Raw genomic sequence first — 19,888 nt, forward strand, 5'->3', positions numbered from 1 at the left:
CTAAAAAAATGTAGAACGTTATATGGAGAACGTTCTACATTATCGAGGAGGTGTTGATGAACTTTCAGCCGGCAGCCATCAGCGGCGATCGCGTTTCGCGCGCTTGGTCTGGAGACATGATCGCACCACTGTCGGACCGCGGCCAGGGAACGGCCGCAAGCTTCGTCTCCAAGACCTTCGATCACGAAGGTGCCGGCCTTCCGATCGAACTCTTCATCTCGGCGCTCGGCCTTTATCGCTGCTTCATCAACGGCACCCGCGTCGGGAACGACGTGCTGACGCCCGGCTGGACGAATTACGACGACCGCATTGCCTATCAGCGCTATGACATCTCGAAACTGTTGAAACCCGGCCCCAACCGGATAGAAATCTGGCTCGCCGACGGATGGTACCGCTCGCCCATCATGTGGGGCGCCAAGGCTATTCCCAACTGCTGGGGCGACAGGATCGGCGCCATCGCCGACCTGGTTGGAGCGGGCGGCGTCGTTCTTTCCACCGATACGACCTGGCAAAGTGGTCCTCTGCCCATTCTGAAGTCGGGGATTTATTTCGGCGAGATTTACGACGCACGAATGGAAAACGCCGTGGAAACGCACGCTACAGAGCGATTGCCGTTCGACAAAGGACTGCTGGTCGCCCATGAAACGGCGGCGGTTCGGGAATTACGGCCGCTCGCCCCGGTGGAAAGCTGGATCGATGATCATGGCAGGACCGTCTATGATTTCGGCCAGAATGCCGGCGGCTACGTCAGATACAAGGTCCGCGGCAGTGCCGGCGCCACTGTAAGGGTGGAGCATTCGGAAGTCCTCGGCCCCGATCGCGATTTCGACAATCGCAATTATCGCACGGCCGCGGCGCACACGCTCTACACGCTGCGCGGAGACGGCGACGAGACCTACGCGCCGCATTTCACCTTCCATGGCTTTCGCTACGCCCGGGTGACGATCACTGGAAACGCCGAGATTCTCTCGATCGCCTCCATCCCGATTTCCTCAGTGCCCGAGCCGGCCGGCGGTTTCACCTCCGGCAACCCTCTCGTCAATCGACTCGTCCAGAATACCATCTGGTCGCAGCGCGCCAATTTCGTCGAAGTGCCCACGGATTGCCCGCAGCGTGACGAGCGCCTGGGCTGGACGGGCGACGCCCAGGTGTTCGCCGCAACGGCATGTTGGCTGAGCGACAGCCAGTTCTTCCTCAGGAAGTATCTGCGCGACGTGATGGCCGACCAGCGCGAGGACGGGGCCGTATCACATTTCTCGCCGGATCCCACTCGCCTGCATCCCGCCGACTTCCCGGGCTATGCCGGCTCGACCGGCTGGGGCGACGCGATCGTCGTCATCCCCTGGGTGCTCTACACCCACTACGGCAATCGGGCCGTTCTTTCGGAATGCCTGGATCCCATGGTGCGCTGGGTCGATTTCGTCTGGTCCATTTCGGATGGTCCGATCGTGCGTCCGCCGTCGCACTGGGGTGCGCGCGGCTTCACTTTCGGCGACTGGCTGCAACCGGTCGGCGACAACAGAAAGCCGCGCCCCACGATCGCCGACGATTGTGCGGCCACCATCTACCACTTCATCTCGACAGATCTTCTGGCAAGGATCGCCGCCGTTCTCGGCGAAGAGGCGCTTGAAGAGCAGATGAAGCGGCGCGCCGGAGAAATCAGGCTGGCCTTTGCCAACGAGTTCATCACGCCGGCGGGACGGCTCGCTCACAACGACCAGACCTCCTATGCGCTCGCTTTCCTCTACGATCTGATACCGGCTGAGCACAGGCAAGCCGCACAGCAACATTTCCGCAAGGTCATCATCGATGCCGACTACAAGATCGGCACCGGCTTCATCGGCACCCCTGCCCTTTTGCCGGCGCTGACGAAGCTCGGAATGGACGATCTGGCCGAAAAGGTCTTCCTGCAGGAAGACGTGCCGGGCTGGCTCTATCAGGTCTCGAAGGGAGCGACGACGATCTGGGAGCGCTGGGATTCGATGGCGCCCGACGGTACCATCTACGAGCCAGACATGAACAGCTACAATCATTACGCCTATGGGGCGGTCTGCCAATGGCTGTTCGAATGCGTCGCCGGCATTTCGCCGAGCCCGGAAGCGCCAGGATTTGCAGAAGTGATTGTCGATCCCGCGCCGATCCCGTCGCTTTCCCCGGTTTCAGCCTATCACGATATCAGCCAGGGGCGCATAGAGGCCGGTTGGCACTGCACCGGCAGCGAGATCACCTATGTGCTGACGCTCCCGGAGGGTTGCGTCGGCCGCTTCCGGCCCGGCCGGCGGCACCAGAACCCGACGCTCAATGGGGAGCCTGTCTTCGAGGATGCGGTTCTTCCCCCGGGCACGCACCGGCTGGTCTTTTCCCTACCCGATTCCTGAGGAGCATACAGGTCACATCGTTCAGAGGAGGAACGTCATGACACATCGGATAAGGCTCATTCTCGCCGGCGCATCCACGCTTCTGGCGCTGGCAGCGGCCAACCCGTCGCATGCGGAAGTCACCCTGTCATTCCTGATCGACAACAGTCCCGATACGGTTGCAGCCGCCGAAGCACTGGTTGCCGCCTACCAGGCCAAGGCGCCTGATGTAACAATCGAAATCGAACAAAGGCCGGGCGGCGGCGAAGGTGACAACATCGTCAAGACGCGTCTAGCGACAGGCGAGATGCCAGACGTGTTCCTCTATAATTCCGGCTCGCTGCTGCAGGCGCTGAAGCCTGCTCAGACGCTTGTCGATCTCAGCGGCCTTCCCTCGCAGGCAAAGGTGGATGACGGTTTCAAATCCGTCGTCCGCGCCGGTGACAAGCTTTACGGCGTTCCCTTCGGCACAGCGATGGCGGGCGGGATTCTCTATAACAGAAAGATCTATCAGGATCTCGGCCTCTCCGTTCCGAAGACATGGGCGGACTTCATGGCGAACAACGAAAAGGTCAAGGCTGCGGGCAAGGTCGCCGTCGCGCAGACCTATCGTGACACCTGGACCTCGCAGCTCTTCGTTCTGGCCGATTATTACAATCTGCATGCCGCCGTGCCGAATTTCGCCGCCGACTATACCGCCAACAAGGCGAAATATGCCGAGACGCCGGAGGCCATGAAAGGCTTCGAGCGGTTGAAGGATGTTCACGACGCCGGCCTGATGAACGACGACTTCGGCGCGGCAAGCTATGACGACGGCCTGAAAATGGTAGCGACCGGCGAGGCGGCGCATTACCCAATGCTGAGCTTCGCAGTCGGCGTGCTCAAGCAGAACTATCCGGAAAACCTCGGGGATGTCGGTTTCTTTGCGCAGCCGAGCGACGACGCCGCTGTCAATGGCCTGACGGTGTGGATGCCACCTGCCCTCTACATTCCCGCCGCCAGCCAGCATATCGAAGAAGCGAAGAAGTTCGTCGACTTCGCCGGAGGCGTCGAGGGCTGCAAGATCATGGTCGAGACCAACACAGTTCAGGGGCCCTCGCTGGTCGATGGTTGCGATCTGCCTGCCGATGTGCCCCCTGTCGTCAAGGACATGCTCCCCTACTTCGAGACCGCGGGCAAAACGACGCCGGCGCTGGAATTCGTATCACCGGTCAAGGGACCGTCACTGGAGCAGATCACCGTCGAAGTCGGCTCCGGCATTCGCCAGCCCGTCGATGCGGCGAAACTCTATGACGACGATGTGCGCAAACAGGCCAAGCAGCTCGGTCTGCCTAACTGGTAGCGGTCTTTCGGGCCATATAACCTCGCTTCCGATGGGGCGAGGTTCCACCCGATCGAAGAGGTAGTCATGACCGAGACACGCCCCCGCTCGCGCAAATCGCCCTACCCGCTGTGGTTTTTCATTCCGGCTGCCATCATATACGGCGTGCTGTTTCTGGTTCCCACGGTCTCGTCTCTCTGGTTCAGCCTGACGCGCTGGGATCTTTCGACGGCCGAATTCATCGGGTTCGAAAATTTTCAGCAGTTCTTCTCCGAGCCGTTCCTGATCAAGGGACTGATCAACACCCTGATCTATGCCGTGACGACATCCGGGCTGAAGACGGTCTGCGGGTTGCTGCTGGCCGTGCTGCTGACCGGAAATATCTTCGCCCGCGGCTTTTTGAGAACGCTGGTCTTCTTTCCTGTCCTGGTCTCGACGATCGGAATCGGCATTACCTTCGCGGTGATGATGCATCCAACGAAGGGCATCATCAACGTCACGCTCGAGACGCTCGGCATTCCTGGGCCGGGATGGCTGACCAATCCAGCGCTCGCGCTCTTCTCCGTGGCCTTGGTCGACGTCTGGAAGGGTGTCGGTCTTGCCACGCTGATCTTCATCGCCGGTCTTGCTGCGATCAGCCCTGACTATTATGAGGCCGCCAGGATCGATGGCGCCACGCGGCTCCAGCAATTTCTCCGGATCACCCTGCCGCTCGTGCGCCCGGCCACCGTCATCGTCGTGACATTGTCGCTGATTGGCGGGCTCCGTTCATTCGACCTCATATGGGCCATGACCCGCGGGGGGCCGGGTTTCTCCTCCGATGTGATCGCCTCGGTCATCTACAAACAGTACCAAGCTGGTTTCTATGGTCTGTCGACGGCCGGAAACGTCATTCTGTTCGCGCTGATTGCCGTGATCATCCTGCCAATCACCCTGTGGTTTAACCGGCGCGAGGTCGAGGAATGAGAAGCGTCCGCCCCTATGTAACGGGCGCCATAGCCCTTGCCTTTGCGGCAGTCATCTTCGTCATGCCTTTCGTTTTTGTCGCTCTCCAGGCAGTCAAATCCAAATCCGAAGCGTCTCGCCTCGATTTCAAACTCCCTGAGCATTGGCTGTTCTGGGATAATCTCGTCGCCGTCTTCAAGGCGCGCGACTATCAGCTCGTGCTCGCCTATTTCAATTCGACGCTGATCACGGTCGTTTCCGTTACCATCCTCATCCTGCTTTCGGCGATGGTCGGTTACGTCATGCAGCGCCGCAATACCGCCTGGAACCGTGTGGCCTTCGCTGCGCTTTTCATGGGCCTAATGATGCCGCCGGCCGTTGTCCCCACAATAGGCCTCTTGCAGGATATTGGTCTCTTCAAGACCATGACAGGGATGGTCCTGATCCAGGTCGCCTATAACCTCTCCTTTTCGATATTGCTCTACCGCTCGTTCATCTCGACCATCCCGCGCGATCTCGACGAGGCGGCGCTGATCGACGGCGCCAAGCCCCGGCAGATCTTCTTCCGAGTCGTGCTGCCGCTTCTGAAGCCGGTAACGGTGACCAATATCGTCGTGCAATCGATCGCGATCTTCAACGATTTCACTAACCCTCTCTACTACTTGCCGGGCAAGGAGAATGTGACGGTGCAGCTGACGCTCTATAATTTCCAGAGCATGTATTCGAGCCAGTACAATCTCCTCTTCATGAACATTCTCCTCGTGACGATCCCGCCGCTGATCGTCTTCATCTTCTTCAACCGCCAGATCGTCGCCGGCATGACGTCAGGCGGAGTAAAAGGGTAGCAGAATGGCTGAGCTCACTCTCAAACAGGTTCGCAAGAGCTTCGGCGCCCTTGAGGTCATCAAGGGGGTCGATCTGGAGGTTGCCTCCGGCGAGTTCGTCGTTTTCGTCGGCCCGTCGGGATGCGGAAAGTCGACGCTGCTACGCATCATCGCCGGCCTGGAGGAGACGACGTCAGGCATGCTGACCATCGGCGGCAAGGACGTAACCCATGCCGAACCCTCCGAGCGCGGCATTGCCATGGTGTTCCAGAGCTATGCGCTCTACCCGCATATGACAGTCGCCGAGAATATCGGCTTCGGCCTTTCGCTTGCCCGCCGGTCGAAGGCGGAAATCGCCGCCAAAGTCGCGGCGACAGCGGAAACGCTGCAGCTCACGCATCTGCTGCAGAGAAAGCCGAAAGCGCTCTCCGGCGGCCAGCGGCAGCGCGTTGCCATCGGCCGGGCGATCATCCGCAATCCCAGGGTGTTCCTGTTCGACGAGCCGCTTTCCAATCTGGACGCGTCGCTCAGAGCCAAGATGCGCCTGGAGATCTCCGACCTCCACGCCCGGCTGAAATCGACGATGATCTATGTCACCCACGACCAGGTCGAAGCGATGACGATGGCCGACAAAATCGTCGTGCTGAACGGCGGAGCGGTCGAGCAGATCGGCAGCCCGATGGAGCTCTATCGCAATCCCGCCACCCCCTTCGTCGCCGGCTTCATCGGCAGCCCGAAAATGAACCTCTATGGCGGCGAGACGGCGCGGCGATTAGGCTGCAAAACCTACGGCATAAGGCCGGAACATATCAGGCTTTCGAACGATGTCGGGCAATGGCAGGGCAACGTTCGCCACATCGAAAGGCTCGGCGCGGACGCGATCCTTTACCTCGACGTCCCCGACCTCGGTGAGATGGTGGTGCGCGCCGAAGGCGAGACGCCTTTTGCGCCCGGGATGACGGTCTGGGCAAGTCCGGTCGCAAGTGCGGAACACAAGTTCTGACAAGGGGAAGACCGCCAGTGTGTCGACACGCGACTGCTGCCTCCTTCCCAAAGCTACCTCATACCTTGAAAATTTGCAATCGGTGATTAATATGCAATCATTGATGAATGGAGGCAAACGTGGCAAGCATGACGATCCGCAACCTGGATGACGGCTTGAAGCAACGCTTGCGCATGCGTGCGGCAACACATGGCCGCTCCATGGAGGATGAAGCGCGCGATATTTTGCGCACGGCGCTTGCAGCCAGCGAGCCAGTCGCCCGCAATCTCGCAGATGCCATCCGCACGCGCCTGCTCTCAGTCGGTGGCGTCGAACTCGATATCCCGCCCCGAGAGCCAATTCGTGAGCCCCCGGATTTCGCGCCGTGATCGTTCTCGATACGAATGTTATTTCGGAGCTGCTCACCCCCGCTCCGAATGCGGTCGTCATCGACTGGCTCGCTAGGCAGCATCCATCTTCCGTCTTCACGACTGCGGTAACAGAGGCGGAAATCCTCTTTGGTCTGCGCCTCCTTCCTGAGGGTCGTCGCCGGCGCGATCTGGAAGCAGCGATTTTGCCGATATTCAGCGAGGATTTCGGCGGGCGCGTCCTGCCATTTGATCGCGACGCTTCAAACGTCTATGCCACGATCGCTACCGACCGCCGCCAAGCGGGCCATCCAATCAGCCAGTTCGATGCTCAAATCGCCGCCATCGCCATTTCACGTGGCGCTTCGCTCGCAACACGCAATGTTTCCGATTTCACGGGAATGAACCTTCAGATCATCAACCCATGGAAAGGCGGATGAGCGCTGAACCGCCAGCAGCTCCAGACGGCAAGCTCCCATCATCGGAAACCCCCGACAGAATTCCGAAGTCGGCGCCACTGCCAAATTCAGAGGCGGATCGTCAGGCGAGAAGACGCGCGAGCTGGCCTTGGCGGATCAGCAGCTCGACCCGCAGACGCGATCCTTTACCTCGACATCCCCGAATTCGGCGAGATGGTGGTGCGTGCCGAAGGCGAGACGCCGTTTTCACCCGGTATTGATGGTCTGGGTAAACCGGTTGAGGGAGCGGAGCATCGATTTTGAGGGTGGGACCGAAGATAGCCCGCGTCACGGCTGCTTGCGTGAGAGAGCCGCCAAATCCTCTTTCAGCCGGACAGGCAGATTCATCCGTTCGTGGAGAATGCTCATCACACCGAGATCGCCATTCTCGAGCTCCCGAAAGAACACATAGTGATGCTCGTAGCGACCGAAATAGGCCGAACGTTTGACGTCTGCGGGAACCGCCAGACGTTGTGGAAGTTGTCGCCAGATCAGTCGATCCCCGCATAGGCGCTGCAAATAAGAATGCAGCCCGAGAATGTAAGCGTCCGCCTGCTTTTCTCCCCATGCTTCGAAGGTATCGCGCCAAATCTTGTCCTGCGCGGCGTCGGCGCGCGGATAAAAGCGATAAGCCGGCATGGCTATCGGCGCTTGTTGCGGCGGATGACGTCTTCAGCCGAAACGGCGACAAACTCGCTGTCGTCGGCCCGCATCGCGGGCGCAAGCTCTTTCTGCAGCATATCCCACGCCTCATCACGGGTCTGCAAATCTCGCCGGATCAGAGCACGGATATATTCGCTGGCATTTTCATAGAGGCCGTCGTCGCCGATCTGCTGCTGGATATGATCCTGCAACTGCCCACTGACTTTGACATGAATGCTGCCCGAGGCCATCGGCATACCCCTTCTTTCCCAATTATCATGAACAGCGTGTCATATATTGTCAATATTCATCACGCACTGCGGAAGGCATGGGAAACGAGGCAAAGATCGACATCCTGGATGGCGGCCGGCGCGGATGTTCGAAACACCGTTAGTTGCAAAGCGGCGACACTTGTTGGCAGCCCTCAAAAGAGAGGCGGGCAGCTTGCCTTTGGATCATTAAGTGTTTAAGGACCCCCCAATTTCCAAGGCGCAGGGACCAGCGAGCATGTCACAGAATGAGAGCAGATCTGCGGGACTGGGCGTCACAGCCGGCGATCTGAATCGCTACTTCACGTTTCTTCGCCACGTTCTTTTGAATGCAACCGCTACGAGACCAGGTGGACAAGATTTGGATTACGCTGCGGCGGTGAGTGAGGCCATGCAGCTCGCCCGTGCCACCCATGACGCCGGCCGGAAGATCATCTTCATCGGCAACGGCGGCAGTGCGGCCATTGCCAGCCATATGGCGACCGACTACTCCAAAAATGGCGGGTTGCGCGCCATGGCGATGAATGACGGCGCAACGCTGACCTGCCTCTCGAACGACCTCGGCTATGAGAACGTCTTCGCAAAGCAGATCGAAATGCATGCGAATGAAGGAGATCTGCTGATTGCGATCAGCAGTTCAGGCCGCTCGGAAAGCATTACCAAGGCCGTCCGCACCGCCCGCGAAAAAGGCGGCGCCGTCATCACCTTGAGCGGCTTCGCGCCGGGCAACCCGTTGCGCGCGCTCGGTGATCTGAATTTCTACGTTGCTTCCGATCAATATGGTTATGTGGAGATTGCCCATCTCGCGATCTGCCACGCCATATTGGACTTTTCCTGCGGCCTCGTCCCGCCCTGCCTTTCCTAAGAGCCATATCACGCGCATGAATTTCTCCCACACCCACGATCCGGATTTGACGCTTCTGACGCCAGACGACGACGTCACCGACCCGGAAGTAACCATCCTCGTCCCCTCGCTCAACGAGGAATTGACGATCGGAACCTTCGTCGATTGGTGCCGTCAAGGCATCGCGGCAAGCGGTGCGGCGGTGGAAATCCTCATCGTCGACAGTTCGACCGATCGCACGCCGGAAATCGCGCGTGAGAGGGGCGCACGCGTGTTGCGGACGCCGAAGCGCGGCCTCGGCCGGGCCTACATCGATGCCATTCCCTTCGTCCGCGGCAAGTTCATCATCATGGGCGATGCGGACTGCACCTATGATTTTCGCCAGATCGCGCCGTTTATCGAAGCCTTCCGGAAAGGCTATGACTTTGTGATGGGCTCGCGGTTCAAGGGCTCGATCGAAGCCAATGCAATGCCGCCGCTGCACCGCTATTTCGGAACGCCCCTGACGACATGGATTCTCAATCGCATGTTCGCCAGCCGCTTTTCCGATATCCATTGCGGCATGCGGGGCATCAGCGTCGACGCCCTGCTTCGCATGGATCTTCGTTCGCAAGGGTGGGAATACGCATCGGAAATGGTGCTGAAGTCCGTGCATATGGAGCTTCCCACCACCGAGGTGCCGATCCACTTCCTGAAGGATCCGGAAGGCCGCCTCAGCCATATGAAGCGGCGCGGCTGGATGGAGCCGTGGCGCGCAGGCTGGCGCAATCTGCAGGCGATGTTCGTCTACGGGTTTGATTTCTTTCTCGTCTGGCCGGGTCTCCTGCTTATGGCCCTCGGTCTGATCATGATGCTGCCGTTGCTCGCCGGCCCCATGTCCATCGGCGGTGTGCGGTTCTCGTCCAACGCCATGTTGTTTGCCATGGCTATGGCCGTTCTTGGTCAATCAATGCTGGTTTCGGCAGCGATCGGCCGGGTGATTTTCGACTATTCGGGACACGTACAGCATCGCCTCGAACGGCTCCTGCCTTACAATGCAACGATCTGGGGATCGGTTGTCGCCGTTCTGGCAGGTATTTTGCTGGCGGTTCCGCTCTTTGATTCCTATGTCGGCAACGGATACGTGCTGCCTGAGATCGGCATCGAGACAAACTGGGCCGTCTTCGGGCTTTGGCTTATCATCACGGCGTTCCAGATCTTTATATCAGGCCTCATGGTACGAGCCCTCGGCGTTATGTTGCCGGTCAAGAAAGCTGCGCCGCCTCTCGCGGGATAAGAGCCACGAAAGGGCGATCATGATCCTAGGCTGGTGCACGGTTCTTTCCATAATCTTATGGGGCCTCGTGATCGACCGAGGCATCGTTGCCTGGCTCAACCGACATTGCGATCAACCCTTTCGAGATGGCGCCGATTTCCTATTCAGCGGTATTTTGCCGGCTCTGGCGATATCAGGCGCAGCGGCTACCGTCCTTGGCGCATTTCATGGGCTGCGGTGGGAAATCGTTTTTCCTGTCGTTGTGATCTCGATGATCTGGCGGCGGCGCGATCTCGTCGCCGTTCTCCGCGACCTGGTTTCGCTGCTCCGTAAAATTGCCGCTCAAACGAAAAGCGGAAATCCATTGCCGGCGCTTGCGGCCCTCACATGCATCACACTTTGCTATGTTTCGAGCGTTCTGGCCCAATTTCCGTCCGGCGTCGCCGATGTATGGGTCTTCCACATCCCACTGGCGACCAGTATCATCGAGCACGCGGGTTTTGTGTCGCCGCAGATCGACCATCCCTTCTACGGCAATATTCCGCTCTTCTTCAATCTGTTGTTTGCGCTCGTCATGATGGTCAGCGGTCACTGGACCGGCGCGTCCGTCATGAATATTGCGATTTTCTTCGGGTTTCTGTTTCTGCTTTCAAGCTGCGCCAGCCGTTGGCGGGCATGCGGTTTTTTCCTGGTGGCCACTCTCATACTCAGCATCCCCTTCTTCAGAGGGAGCGTTGGCGAACCGATGACGGATCTGGCCCGGTCGTGTTTCTCGGTCGCAGCCGTGCTTTTCCTGTGGCGTTATCTGGAAACCCGGCGCCCGGCAGAACTGTTCCATTGTGCGCTGGTGTTGGGAGGAGCGGTCGGCGGAAAATACACGGAACTGCAGATGGTCGGCCTCATTGGGCTGGCATTGCTGCCGACGCTACTCAAGCGACGGGTGTCGCTGCCACTCTTTCTGTCATGCCTCTGCGCATTCCTCGCAGTCGCCAGCTACTGGTATGCGAGAAATCTGATCGTCCTCGGCAATCCGATCTATCCGTTCATGTTCGGTCATCCGGGTCTCACCGATGCCTGGATGGCGGATTACATGCTCGAATTGGGCCGGGCTTTCGATCCCGCCAACCGGCATTTCGTGACGAACCTCGCAACGCTGCAAGGCTGGCGCGATTTCCTCCATATTCTTTACCAGTGGTTTCTCGCGAGCAAGCCGAATGCTTTCGTCGCTCTCGCTTTGATACTGGCCGGCCTGGCAGTGGCTTTCCGGCGCATCGCATTCCTCGCAGCAATTACCGCTGCCATGTTTGTGATATGGTACACTGTGATGTTCAATCACATCAGGTGGGCGACGCCAGCCTATCTGCTGTTCTTTTCGACCGGCTTTATCGGCGCCTCGCTGGTTCGCGAAAGAATGGATCAATGGCTCGACCGACGGGTGCTGCCACAGATCGCCCCGCTTGCTAAAATTGCCTCTTCGCCGGCATGCAGGGTCGCCAGCCCGGTGATCATCGGCTTGCTGGCCGGAGGGCTCTGGATTTCCCACTGGCATCGGATGGGCGGCAGCGATATCGATCCCGGCAAGGCGAAAGAACTCGACGTCGTGCTTGGGCTGATCAGCGTCGACAAATACATGGAGAGCCATCGCGAAGCTTATTTCATGTACCGCTATATCGCCGATCACGATCTGCGAACCGTTTTTCAACCCTTCGATACGGCCAATACATTATTGTCCACGGCTTACAATGGCGGACGCGATGGCGGCTGGCAATTGCCGCGCTACGTGCTGCCTGCACCGGGTTCGGATATCGACGCTTTCATCAGGGACAATCAAATAGGCTACTTCATCGTTCCCCCCGACGCCGGCAGCGCGTTCCTCGCCGAACGCATTGGAGAAGACAAAATAGTGATGGCCAACAGCGTCATAGCCCGCATGATGCCCCGCTCCTCACTGATATTGACCGATAAGTTCGGGTGGAAGCTCTACCGTTTCGACGCGGATCGGGCGTCGTGACCACTTCTTCCTCCCGCGCATTACTTCGCATCGGCGTACCGGCTCTGAAAGTGGCCGTCGCGCTTGGCCTTGTCATATGGATTGCGCTTAAGGTCGATTTCGCGGAAGGCTGGGCGGCGGTCCGGACCCTGTCGGCGACGACCATCTGCATCAGCGTCTTCCTTCTTGTGTTGCAGGCCCTGCTTTCGGCGTGGCGGTGGTGCCTTCTATCGGAAATGATCGGGCAGAGGCTGAAAATATCAGGTGCCATGAAGCTCTTCATGGAAAGCCTCTTTTACAATCAAGCTCTTCCAAGTCCCATTCCAGGCGATGCCGCGCGCATATTCGGCGCCCTCAAATACGGTCTGACGATCAAGGAAGCCACGCTTGGCGTCGTCATCGACCGTATCCTCACGCTGTTCGGGCTTGCGGTCGTTGCGCTGATCGGTCTGATCATCATGCGGGCCTTCTACGGGCACGACTTCCCAATCCCTTATCTCACCGAACTCACGGCGCTCGGCGTCGCGGGAACGATCGCATCGGCCCTGGTGTTCAGCTGGCGTCGCCATCTCTTCGTTCGGCTTCTTCCGGAAAAGCTGCACGCGCTGAACGAGGCGCTGGGGGCTTTCCTCACCCACCGCAGAATGCTCGGAATATTTCTATTGACCCTCGTCATCCACGGCTTGGGTGTCGTCTCGCTTGAAATCCTCGTTCTCGGTCTTGGTCTCCCTCTCGATTGGGGTCAGGCCGCAGCCGCGTTCCCGCCGGTACTTTTGATCGCCATGGTTCCCATTTCCGTCGGAGGATGGGGGCTGCGGGAAGGCGGCATGATCATTTCACTTGCCGTGTTCGGCATAGGCACGACGGACGCCGCGACGCTGTCGGTGGTTTTCGGCCTGTTGCAGCTTGTGGTCGGCTTGGCCGGTGGTGTATTCGTCCTTTCGCGTCCCCATTCGGGAAAGATCAAAGCGCTCTGATGAGCCTAACAAATCATATGGAGCTGCCGACATGCATGCCTTGGTAACGGGAGGGGCCGGATTTATCGGCAGCCATCTCTGCGATCGCCTTTTGGATTCGGGTTACCGGGTAACGGCAATCGACAATCTTCATCTTGGCCGGATGCGCAATATAGATCATCTCCAAGGCCGGGCGGGTTTTCGCTTCCAGAAGCTTGATATGCTCGATCGGGAGGGCATGGATCAACTCTTTGCGGCGGATCGTCCCGATGCTGTTTTCCATCTCGCCGCCAATTCCGATATTGCCGCGGGCAATACCAATACGGAATTGGATCTGCAGCTGAACCAGCTGACGACGACGACGCTGCTTGCCATCATGCGCAAGCATGGTGTCGACAGGCTCTTCTTTGCCAGCACCTCAGCGGTGTTCGGCGAAGCCGAAGGCAATATTCACGAGAATCATGGCCCGTTGCAACCGATCTCGTTCTATGGCGCCAGCAAGCTTGCTGCGGAGGCCTATCTGTCCGTCTATGCTTTGTCATTCGGCATCAAGACGCTCGTGCTGCGCTTTCCCAATGTGGTTGGGGAACGCTCAACGCACGGGGCAATCTACGACTTCATCAACAAGTTGAAGGCTGATCCGACGAGACTTCAGGTCCTTGGCAACGGAAGGCAGACGAAGCCCTATCTCTATGTCGGCGATCTGGTGGATGCGATTCTCCTCGCCTGGGACAAGGCACCAGGCGCCTATGAAGTGTTTCATGCCAGCGGCATAGGCGAAACCTCCGTCCGGGATATTGCCGAGATCGTGGTCTCGAAGGTCGCGGCCGGAGCCGCTATCGAATATGGAAGCGAGGACCGCGGCTGGCTGGGCGACGTTCCGCGCTTCAGCTACGACATCAGCAAACTTATAGCGCTGGGTTGGTCGCCGAAGCGAAAGTCGACGGAAGCGGTGGAACTCGCCGTGGAGCGGATTCTGGCGAATGGGTTCTGACACCGCTATCCGCGAGGCAATCATTATTGCCGGGGGCCTTGGAACGCGCGCGCGCAGCATGACGGGCGATGCCATTCCGAAAGCCCTCCTGCCGATCGACGGCGTGCCGATCATTCTGAGGCAGATCCGCGTCCTCGCCCGCGAAGGCGTTCGGCATGTGCGCGTGCTCGGCGGCCACCTCGGCAGCCAGCTCGAGCCTGCTCTCGGCCCGGAAGCGGAAAAGCTCGGCATTACGATCGAGGTTTTCGTGGAGGCGTCGCCGCTCGGCACGGCCGGCTGCCTGACGACTTTGGACACAATCGCCGACGATGTCCTGATCGTCTATGGCGACATGCTTTTCGATATCGATCTGTCAGCACTGGCGCGGCATCGCCGGCAATTTCCCGCCGCCCTGACGATCATCGCCCATCCTAACGATCATCCGCGCACGTCCGATATCGTCGTTCAGAAGAACGGCTATCTCACGCGCATCTTGGCGCGCAAGGCGCCACGCGTTGAGGATTTGCGCAATCTCGTGCCGGCCGGCTTGTACGTGGCTTCCAGTCAGTTCTTCGAGACCCTCCTGCCGGGCCAGCAGGCCGACATGATCCACGATGTCATTCCCGATCTTCTCGAGCGCTCGATCCGGGTCGCAATTTACGACACGCCCGAATATATGAAGGATACCGGATCTCCGAGCCGGCATGCCGCCGCGGCTGAGGATCTTCGGCAGGACCGTGTCCATGCAATCCATTTGTCGGTCAAAAGACCCGCGGTGTTCTTCGATTGCGACGGCGTGCTCAATGAAGACGTCGGCGGCCATGGCGTCATTCATCCTGACCAGGTGACGTTGGTCGGCCGCGCCGGCCAGGCGGTACGGCTCGCCCGCGAGGCCGGCTTCCTCGCGGTCGCCGTAACGAACAGGCCCCAGGTCGCCAAAGGCCTGCTTGACGAAGCCGGCCTGGATCATGTTCTCGGTCGTCTGGAGGCCGAGCTGGCCAAAGACGGCGGCGTGCTGGACCGCATCTATTTTTGTCCGCATCATCCGGACAAAGGGTTCCCCAACGAGGTGCCCGAACTCAAGATCGATTGCGCTTGCCGCAAGCCCGGAGATCTGATGATCCGCCAAGCCATGGTGGAACTGCCGATCGAAAAAACGAGATCCGCCATCATTGGGGACAGTCTGCGCGATATCGGTGCGGGCCGCAAAGCAGGCATCTGGGCCTATGGCGTCCGGACCGGCTATGGCCTGCGGGACGATAGGAGCTATCCTGCCGCAGAAACAGGAATCCCCCGCGCCGACCTGGTCTTCGACACGGTCTATGATGCCGTTCGCTTCCAATGCAGCTACCACGACATTGGGCAAGCTCTCTTCAAAGCGATTGATCAGCGGCTTTCCAATGCGGCAGGCCCGCTGCTCGTAGGCATATGCGGTCGTTCACGCTCAGGGAAAAGCACGTCCGCGCATGCCGCACAACGGCTTCTCTCGGAAGCCGGGCGCAGCGTGCTGCGGCTGGAGCTCGACCGCTGGATACTGCCGCTCGAGCATCGCCGACCCGATATGGATGCGGAAGAACGCAACAGGGTGGAGCATTATCCCGAGATCGTCAGAATGCTGCGTCAATCCGGACGGGTCGAGGCACCGGGTTACGACGCGGCAAGCCGTGGCCAACATGCATCTCCGACCCTCTACGATGCGCGTGATGCCGACGTGATCCTTCTGGACGGCATCTTTGCCGGACATACGTCGATCCGCGAGGACGTCGATATGACTGTCTTCGTCGAAGCCTCACAGCAAGCGCTGCTGGCTCGCTTTCACAAGTTTTACGCCTGGAAGGGCCTAACGCCAGCGGCGGCCGAAGAGCTCTGGCAGTCGCGAATTCAGGAAGAGTGGCCGAGGATCGATCTGCAGCGGACATCGGCCGATATTATCATCAATCTCGAGGAGGCACTCCTTTGATCGTTTCATCCGCACCTTTTCGGGTCAGTTTTGCTGGCGGCGGCTCGGACATAGCGTCCTATTATCGTCGCCAGGCGGGCGCGGTATTGTCCTGCGCGATCGCCAAATACAGCTTCGTGATCGTGCATAACTATTTCAATGAAAACAAATATCATCTCAAGTATACGCGCACCGAGCTTGCCGACACGCTTGAGGATATTGCCCATCCGTTGCTGCGCGAGGCCTTGCGCATGCATCGAGTCGAGCCCGGTATCGAAGTCGCTTCGGTCGCCGACATTCCCTCCGGCACCGGTCTCGGATCATCCAGCTCCTTTTCTGTGGCGCTGATCAACGCGCTTTATGCCCACAGGTCGCGCTTCGCCTCCAAGGATCAGTTGGCGGAAGAAGCCTGCAAGCTCGAAATCGACATCCTGAAGGAGCCGATCGGCAAACAGGACCAGTACGCAGCAGCCCATGGCGGCCTGAACTTTATCGAGTTCAATTCCAATGGCGGCGTGAACGTGCAGCCCGTCGTCCTCACCTCTGAAAAGATGGCTGAGCTCGAGAGCAACATCCTCCTGTTTTTCACCGGAAGCCAGCGCGATACGCGCTCCGTGCTGTCGACGCAGGTGCAGGCGATGGAAACGGACGAGGACAAGTTCCGGACCGTCGAGCGCATGGTGCAACTGGCTTACGAAATGCGCGACATCCTGATGAGCGGCGATCTCGGCGCCTTCGGCGAAGCGCTGCATCGCGGATGGATGATGAAGCGGTCGCTGACATCGCAGATCAGCAACAGCGCGATCGACGAGTTTTACAATGCCGCGCGTGCTGCCGGCGCGATCGGCGGCAAGCTGGCGGGTGCAGGCGGAGGAGGCTTCCTTGTGCTCTACTGCCCGAAAGACCGCCAGGAAAGAGTCCGGCAAGCACTGTCGCAGCTCAAGGAAATCGAGTTTCGTTTCGACTGGAGCGGCGCGCGTATCGCCTTTGCACAATAGAGGGTGTTGATGGCATCGCGTCTCATCATCACGGGATCGACAGGCTATATCGGCGCAAGACTGGTAGCGCTGGCGCGTGAGTGCGGCTTCGACGTGATTGAATTCGGCCGGCGCTCCGGAGCGAAATGGCGCATCGGGGATGAGCCCGTCGCATCCGATCTGGAGGGGGCGGCCGCAGTCATCCATCTCGCGCATTCCTGGGCGACCGAACCGGAGGCGGCTGAAGAAAACAACATCAATATATCAGGAACCGTTAGACTGGCCGAAGCGGCAAAAGCGGCCGGCGTGCAGCACTTCGTCTTTTCCTCCTCCACCTCGTCCCGGCAGGAAGCGCTCAACGTTTACGGACGCACCAAGTTCAGGATCGAACAGCATCTCGCCGCCAGCTCTGCAGCACCAATCGTTCGCATTGCGCGGATTGGGCTTGTCTACGGCGGCCCACGTGTTGCGATGTACGGCCTGATGGCGAAGTTGGCAGCCTTGAGCCCGCTCCTTCCGATGATAGGGCTCAGCCGAAAGGTCCAGCCGATTCATCTCGACGAGGTTGCTGCAGGCCTTTTGGCGCTGGCGACCCGGGAGGACCTGCACCCGCAAACATTCGTGCTCGCCCAGGAAAAACCGATCAGCTTCGCCGCCTGGCTCGGAATTCTTCGCCGCAGCCAGGGCAAGGGCAAGCTTCATTTCATACCGATCCCGCTGAGCTTTGCTCTTTTGGCCTGCCGGATGACCAAGCTTGTGCCGTTGATCCCGACCGTCGATCCGGAGCGCGTCCTGGGGCTCGCGGGCGCAGCACCTATGGAGAGCGCGGAAAGCCTCAGGCTGCTGCGCTTGAACCCGGCCGATCCGATGACGGTTTTGACGCGGGAGTTTGCCGAAACAGACCAGGAAGAATTGCACGGTGAGGCGAAGGCGCTGCTGCAATATCTCGGGATCACGCCGACGGAGGCACAACTGCAGCGGCTCGGCGAGGCGCTTCGCCGTGAAGGGCTGTCGCCGCTCGGCCTCTCCCCAAGGCTGATCCGGCATCCCTGCCTGCTCGCCCTCTTCGAGCCGCCGGCCAATCGCACGCAGCACCGCCTTGCGCGCGCCCTTTATCTCGCAGATCTCGCGAGCGAGCCGGAAAGATATTCGGCCCAAAAGACCGGTCTTTTCGGCGCCATGCTGGCCATCGCCGGCGATGTCCTGCTCTTCCCGCTCCGCACGCTTTTGGCGGGACGATACCGATGAAGACGCACGATGCCGACTTCATCATCGTCGGCAGCGGCCCGGCAGGCGTCTCCGCTGCGTTCCCACTGATAGCCGCCGGGCGCCGCGTCCTGATGCTGGATGCCGGAAATGACGCCAGATCGAGGGACGAAAGCCGTAGTGCACGTGTCTTGGGAAGCAATCTGGAATCGCTGCGCGCCGACGATGGCAGTTCACCGAAACTGCAAACCCCGGTGGCCCGCGGTATTCTTGAACGGTTCCGGCGCGAGTCAGGGATCACAGGCGAAGGATTCATGCCGGTCGCCAGCCTCGCCCGCGGCGGTCTTTCCAATATATGGGGAGCGCAAATCAGCTACCTCGATGCCGAGGACATCTTGGGTTGGCCGATCGATATCGACCCGTTGCAGAGATCCTACGAACGTATATCGCAACGCATCGGGATCAGCACGAATGCCGATTTGACCGCAGAGGCCGACCGCGGATCCGTCCTGCCGCTTGGCGCTGCAGCCGCCCATGTCCTTCATCGGCACAAGGCCGCAAAGCCGGCGGATGGCTCGTTTCGGCTTTTTCCCGCCATCAACGCCATCCTTTCGGAGGCGAGGCCCGGGCGAGCGGCCTGCGACTTGCGCGGCGACTGTCTCTACGGCTGCCCGAGCGGCGCGATCTATAACAGCAGGCAGGATCTGCTTGCGTTGCAAAAGTCGCCGCATTTTCGGTTGCTCGACAACGTGCGGGCCATATCTCTGGCATCCAACGCGGGCTGGACGATCGGCACGGCCGACGGATCGTCATTCTCTGCGCCGAGGATTATTCTCGCCGCAGGCGTGCTTGGAACCGCCGCCCTTCTGGCGGACCTCCTGCCGATCGGCGGTGAAGGACTGCGCCTTTTGAACAGTCCGACACTCGCCATTCCTCTGCTTTCTCCAGCAAGATTACTGCGCTCGGCGACGGCGACCCACAGCCTGGCGCAACTTGGATTGTCGCTGCGTTACGGCGAGCGCGCATCCGATTATGTGATGGGAGCGATCTACGAAGTAGGCTCGCTGCCGACGCAGAGCTTCGTCAACAGGATGCCGCTCGGCAGAAAGGCCGGGCGCGCTGCGTTCGAAATGATCGCCGGCAGCCTGCTGGTTGCGACGATCTATTATCCTGGCGACCAAAGCCGGAGCTACATCCATCGCGAAGTTACAGGAAAAGGCATGACCGTCCGCGGCGGTTTTGCCGACGGTTTCGATATCCGTGCCAAGGATCTGAAAAGAAGGCTTCGCCGCGAGTGGCAACGGTTGGGGCTCATTCCGCTTCCGGGCGCATCGCTGGCGGAACCGGGAATCGATGCGCATTTTGCCGGCACCCTGCCTATGGGCGCAGCGGGGCCGTTCGGTACGTCTGTAGACGGAGAATTGAACCTCCATCCGGGTCTTCACGTCGTCGACGGCTCGATTCTTCCCGAACTCTCCTCGAAATACATCACAATGACAATTATGGCGAATGCCGATCGCATTGCCCACCGCCTCGCCGAGATGGAAGCAAACCCGGCGCTCTGACGCCCATCTGCCTCTTT

At 59.6% G+C, this 19,888-nt stretch carries 18 protein-coding genes and 1 pseudogene; 17 read left to right on the plus strand and 2 right to left on the minus strand.

The window, feature by feature from the left end:
* Positions 1–56 precede the first annotated feature (56 nt).
* From C4N04_RS14020 to C4N04_RS32130, 8 genes and pseudogenes are all read left to right on the plus strand, one after another.
* The gene (locus tag C4N04_RS14020) at positions 57–2,378 is read left to right on the plus strand and encodes an alpha-L-rhamnosidase (protein WP_106796291.1); all 2,322 of its coding nucleotides are present in this window, start codon (positions 57–59) and stop codon (positions 2,376–2,378) included.
* A gap of 37 nt (positions 2,379–2,415) precedes the next feature.
* Positions 2,416–3,699 (plus strand): extracellular solute-binding protein, encoded by a 1,284-nt coding sequence (locus tag C4N04_RS14025; RefSeq protein ID WP_096764463.1) that lies wholly within the window; start codon positions 2,416–2,418, stop codon positions 3,697–3,699.
* 66 nt (positions 3,700–3,765) lie between these two features.
* Complete coding sequence (locus C4N04_RS14030) at positions 3,766–4,644, plus strand: sugar ABC transporter permease (RefSeq protein ID WP_040142546.1); 879 nt, start codon at positions 3,766–3,768, stop codon at positions 4,642–4,644.
* On the plus strand, positions 4,641–5,468 hold the full coding sequence (locus C4N04_RS14035) for a carbohydrate ABC transporter permease (protein WP_096764464.1): 828 nt from the start codon (positions 4,641–4,643) through the stop codon (positions 5,466–5,468). Before C4N04_RS14030 ends, C4N04_RS14035 begins: the two co-directional genes overlap by 4 nt.
* Before the next feature lie 4 nt (positions 5,469–5,472).
* A complete protein-coding gene (locus tag C4N04_RS14040; RefSeq protein ID WP_096764465.1) occupies positions 5,473–6,450 on the plus strand; it encodes an ATP-binding cassette domain-containing protein in 978 nt (325 codons plus the stop codon).
* A 119-nt stretch (positions 6,451–6,569) separates the two neighbouring features.
* Positions 6,570–6,818 (plus strand): plasmid stabilization protein, encoded by a 249-nt coding sequence (locus C4N04_RS14045; RefSeq protein WP_096764514.1) that lies wholly within the window; start codon positions 6,570–6,572, stop codon positions 6,816–6,818.
* On the plus strand, positions 6,815–7,237 hold the full coding sequence (locus C4N04_RS14050) for a type II toxin-antitoxin system VapC family toxin (RefSeq protein WP_106796292.1): 423 nt from the start codon (positions 6,815–6,817) through the stop codon (positions 7,235–7,237). The genes C4N04_RS14045 and C4N04_RS14050 overlap by 4 nt, the downstream gene beginning before the upstream one ends.
* Before the next feature lie 150 nt (positions 7,238–7,387).
* A pseudogene (locus tag C4N04_RS32130) lies at positions 7,388–7,519 on the plus strand (sugar ABC transporter ATP-binding protein); the annotation flags it as partial.
* 24 nt (positions 7,520–7,543) lie between these two features.
* Here the strand turns inward: C4N04_RS32130 and C4N04_RS14060 are convergent.
* Together C4N04_RS14060 and C4N04_RS14065 are read right to left on the minus strand one after the other, a co-directional pair.
* Positions 7,544–7,894 carry a type II toxin-antitoxin system RelE/ParE family toxin gene (locus C4N04_RS14060; protein ID WP_096764467.1) on the minus strand — a complete coding sequence of 117 codons (351 nt, stop codon included), beginning with the start codon at positions 7,892–7,894 and terminating at the stop codon, positions 7,544–7,546.
* 2 nt (positions 7,895–7,896) lie between these two features.
* Positions 7,897–8,148: a transcriptional regulator gene (locus C4N04_RS14065; protein WP_096769271.1), complete on the minus strand. Its 252-nt coding sequence runs from the start codon at positions 8,146–8,148 to the stop codon at positions 7,897–7,899.
* A 256-nt stretch (positions 8,149–8,404) separates the two neighbouring features.
* On the opposite strand from C4N04_RS14065, the gene C4N04_RS14070 reads away from it, so the two are divergent.
* The 9 genes from C4N04_RS14070 to C4N04_RS14110 are packed head-to-tail and all read left to right on the plus strand — an operon-like array spanning position 8,405 to position 19,871.
* Positions 8,405–9,031 carry an SIS domain-containing protein gene (locus tag C4N04_RS14070; RefSeq protein WP_106796293.1) on the plus strand — a complete coding sequence of 209 codons (627 nt, stop codon included), beginning with the start codon at positions 8,405–8,407 and terminating at the stop codon, positions 9,029–9,031.
* 16 nt (positions 9,032–9,047) lie between these two features.
* Entirely contained in the window at positions 9,048–10,286 is a 1,239-nt protein-coding gene (locus C4N04_RS14075) for a glycosyltransferase family 2 protein (RefSeq protein WP_106796294.1), read from the plus strand.
* 19 nt (positions 10,287–10,305) lie between these two features.
* Positions 10,306–12,276 carry a hypothetical protein gene (locus C4N04_RS14080; protein WP_106796295.1) on the plus strand — a complete coding sequence of 657 codons (1,971 nt, stop codon included), beginning with the start codon at positions 10,306–10,308 and terminating at the stop codon, positions 12,274–12,276.
* Positions 12,273–13,232, plus strand: coding sequence for a lysylphosphatidylglycerol synthase transmembrane domain-containing protein (locus C4N04_RS14085; RefSeq protein ID WP_096769104.1), 960 nt, complete (start codon positions 12,273–12,275; stop codon positions 13,230–13,232). Before C4N04_RS14080 ends, C4N04_RS14085 begins: the two co-directional genes overlap by 4 nt.
* 31 nt (positions 13,233–13,263) lie before the next feature.
* A complete protein-coding gene (locus C4N04_RS14090; protein WP_106796296.1) occupies positions 13,264–14,205 on the plus strand; it encodes an NAD-dependent epimerase/dehydratase family protein in 942 nt (313 codons plus the stop codon).
* The gene (locus C4N04_RS14095) at positions 14,195–16,144 is read left to right on the plus strand and encodes an HAD-IIIA family hydrolase (RefSeq protein ID WP_096764473.1); all 1,950 of its coding nucleotides are present in this window, start codon (positions 14,195–14,197) and stop codon (positions 16,142–16,144) included. The genes C4N04_RS14090 and C4N04_RS14095 overlap by 11 nt, the downstream gene beginning before the upstream one ends.
* A complete protein-coding gene (locus tag C4N04_RS14100; protein WP_106796297.1) occupies positions 16,141–17,121 on the plus strand; it encodes a GHMP kinase in 981 nt (326 codons plus the stop codon). The genes C4N04_RS14095 and C4N04_RS14100 overlap by 4 nt, the downstream gene beginning before the upstream one ends.
* Before the next feature lie 9 nt (positions 17,122–17,130).
* A complete protein-coding gene (locus C4N04_RS14105) occupies positions 17,131–18,348 on the plus strand; it encodes an NAD(P)-dependent oxidoreductase (RefSeq protein ID WP_106796298.1) in 1,218 nt (405 codons plus the stop codon).
* Complete coding sequence (locus tag C4N04_RS14110) at positions 18,345–19,871, plus strand: FAD-dependent oxidoreductase (protein WP_106796299.1); 1,527 nt, start codon at positions 18,345–18,347, stop codon at positions 19,869–19,871. The genes C4N04_RS14105 and C4N04_RS14110 overlap by 4 nt, the downstream gene beginning before the upstream one ends.
* Positions 19,872–19,888 lie beyond the last annotated feature (17 nt).

Source organism: Rhizobium sp. H4 (assembly GCF_003013335.1).
GTDB lineage: Bacteria > Pseudomonadota > Alphaproteobacteria > Rhizobiales > Rhizobiaceae > Rhizobium > Rhizobium sophoriradicis.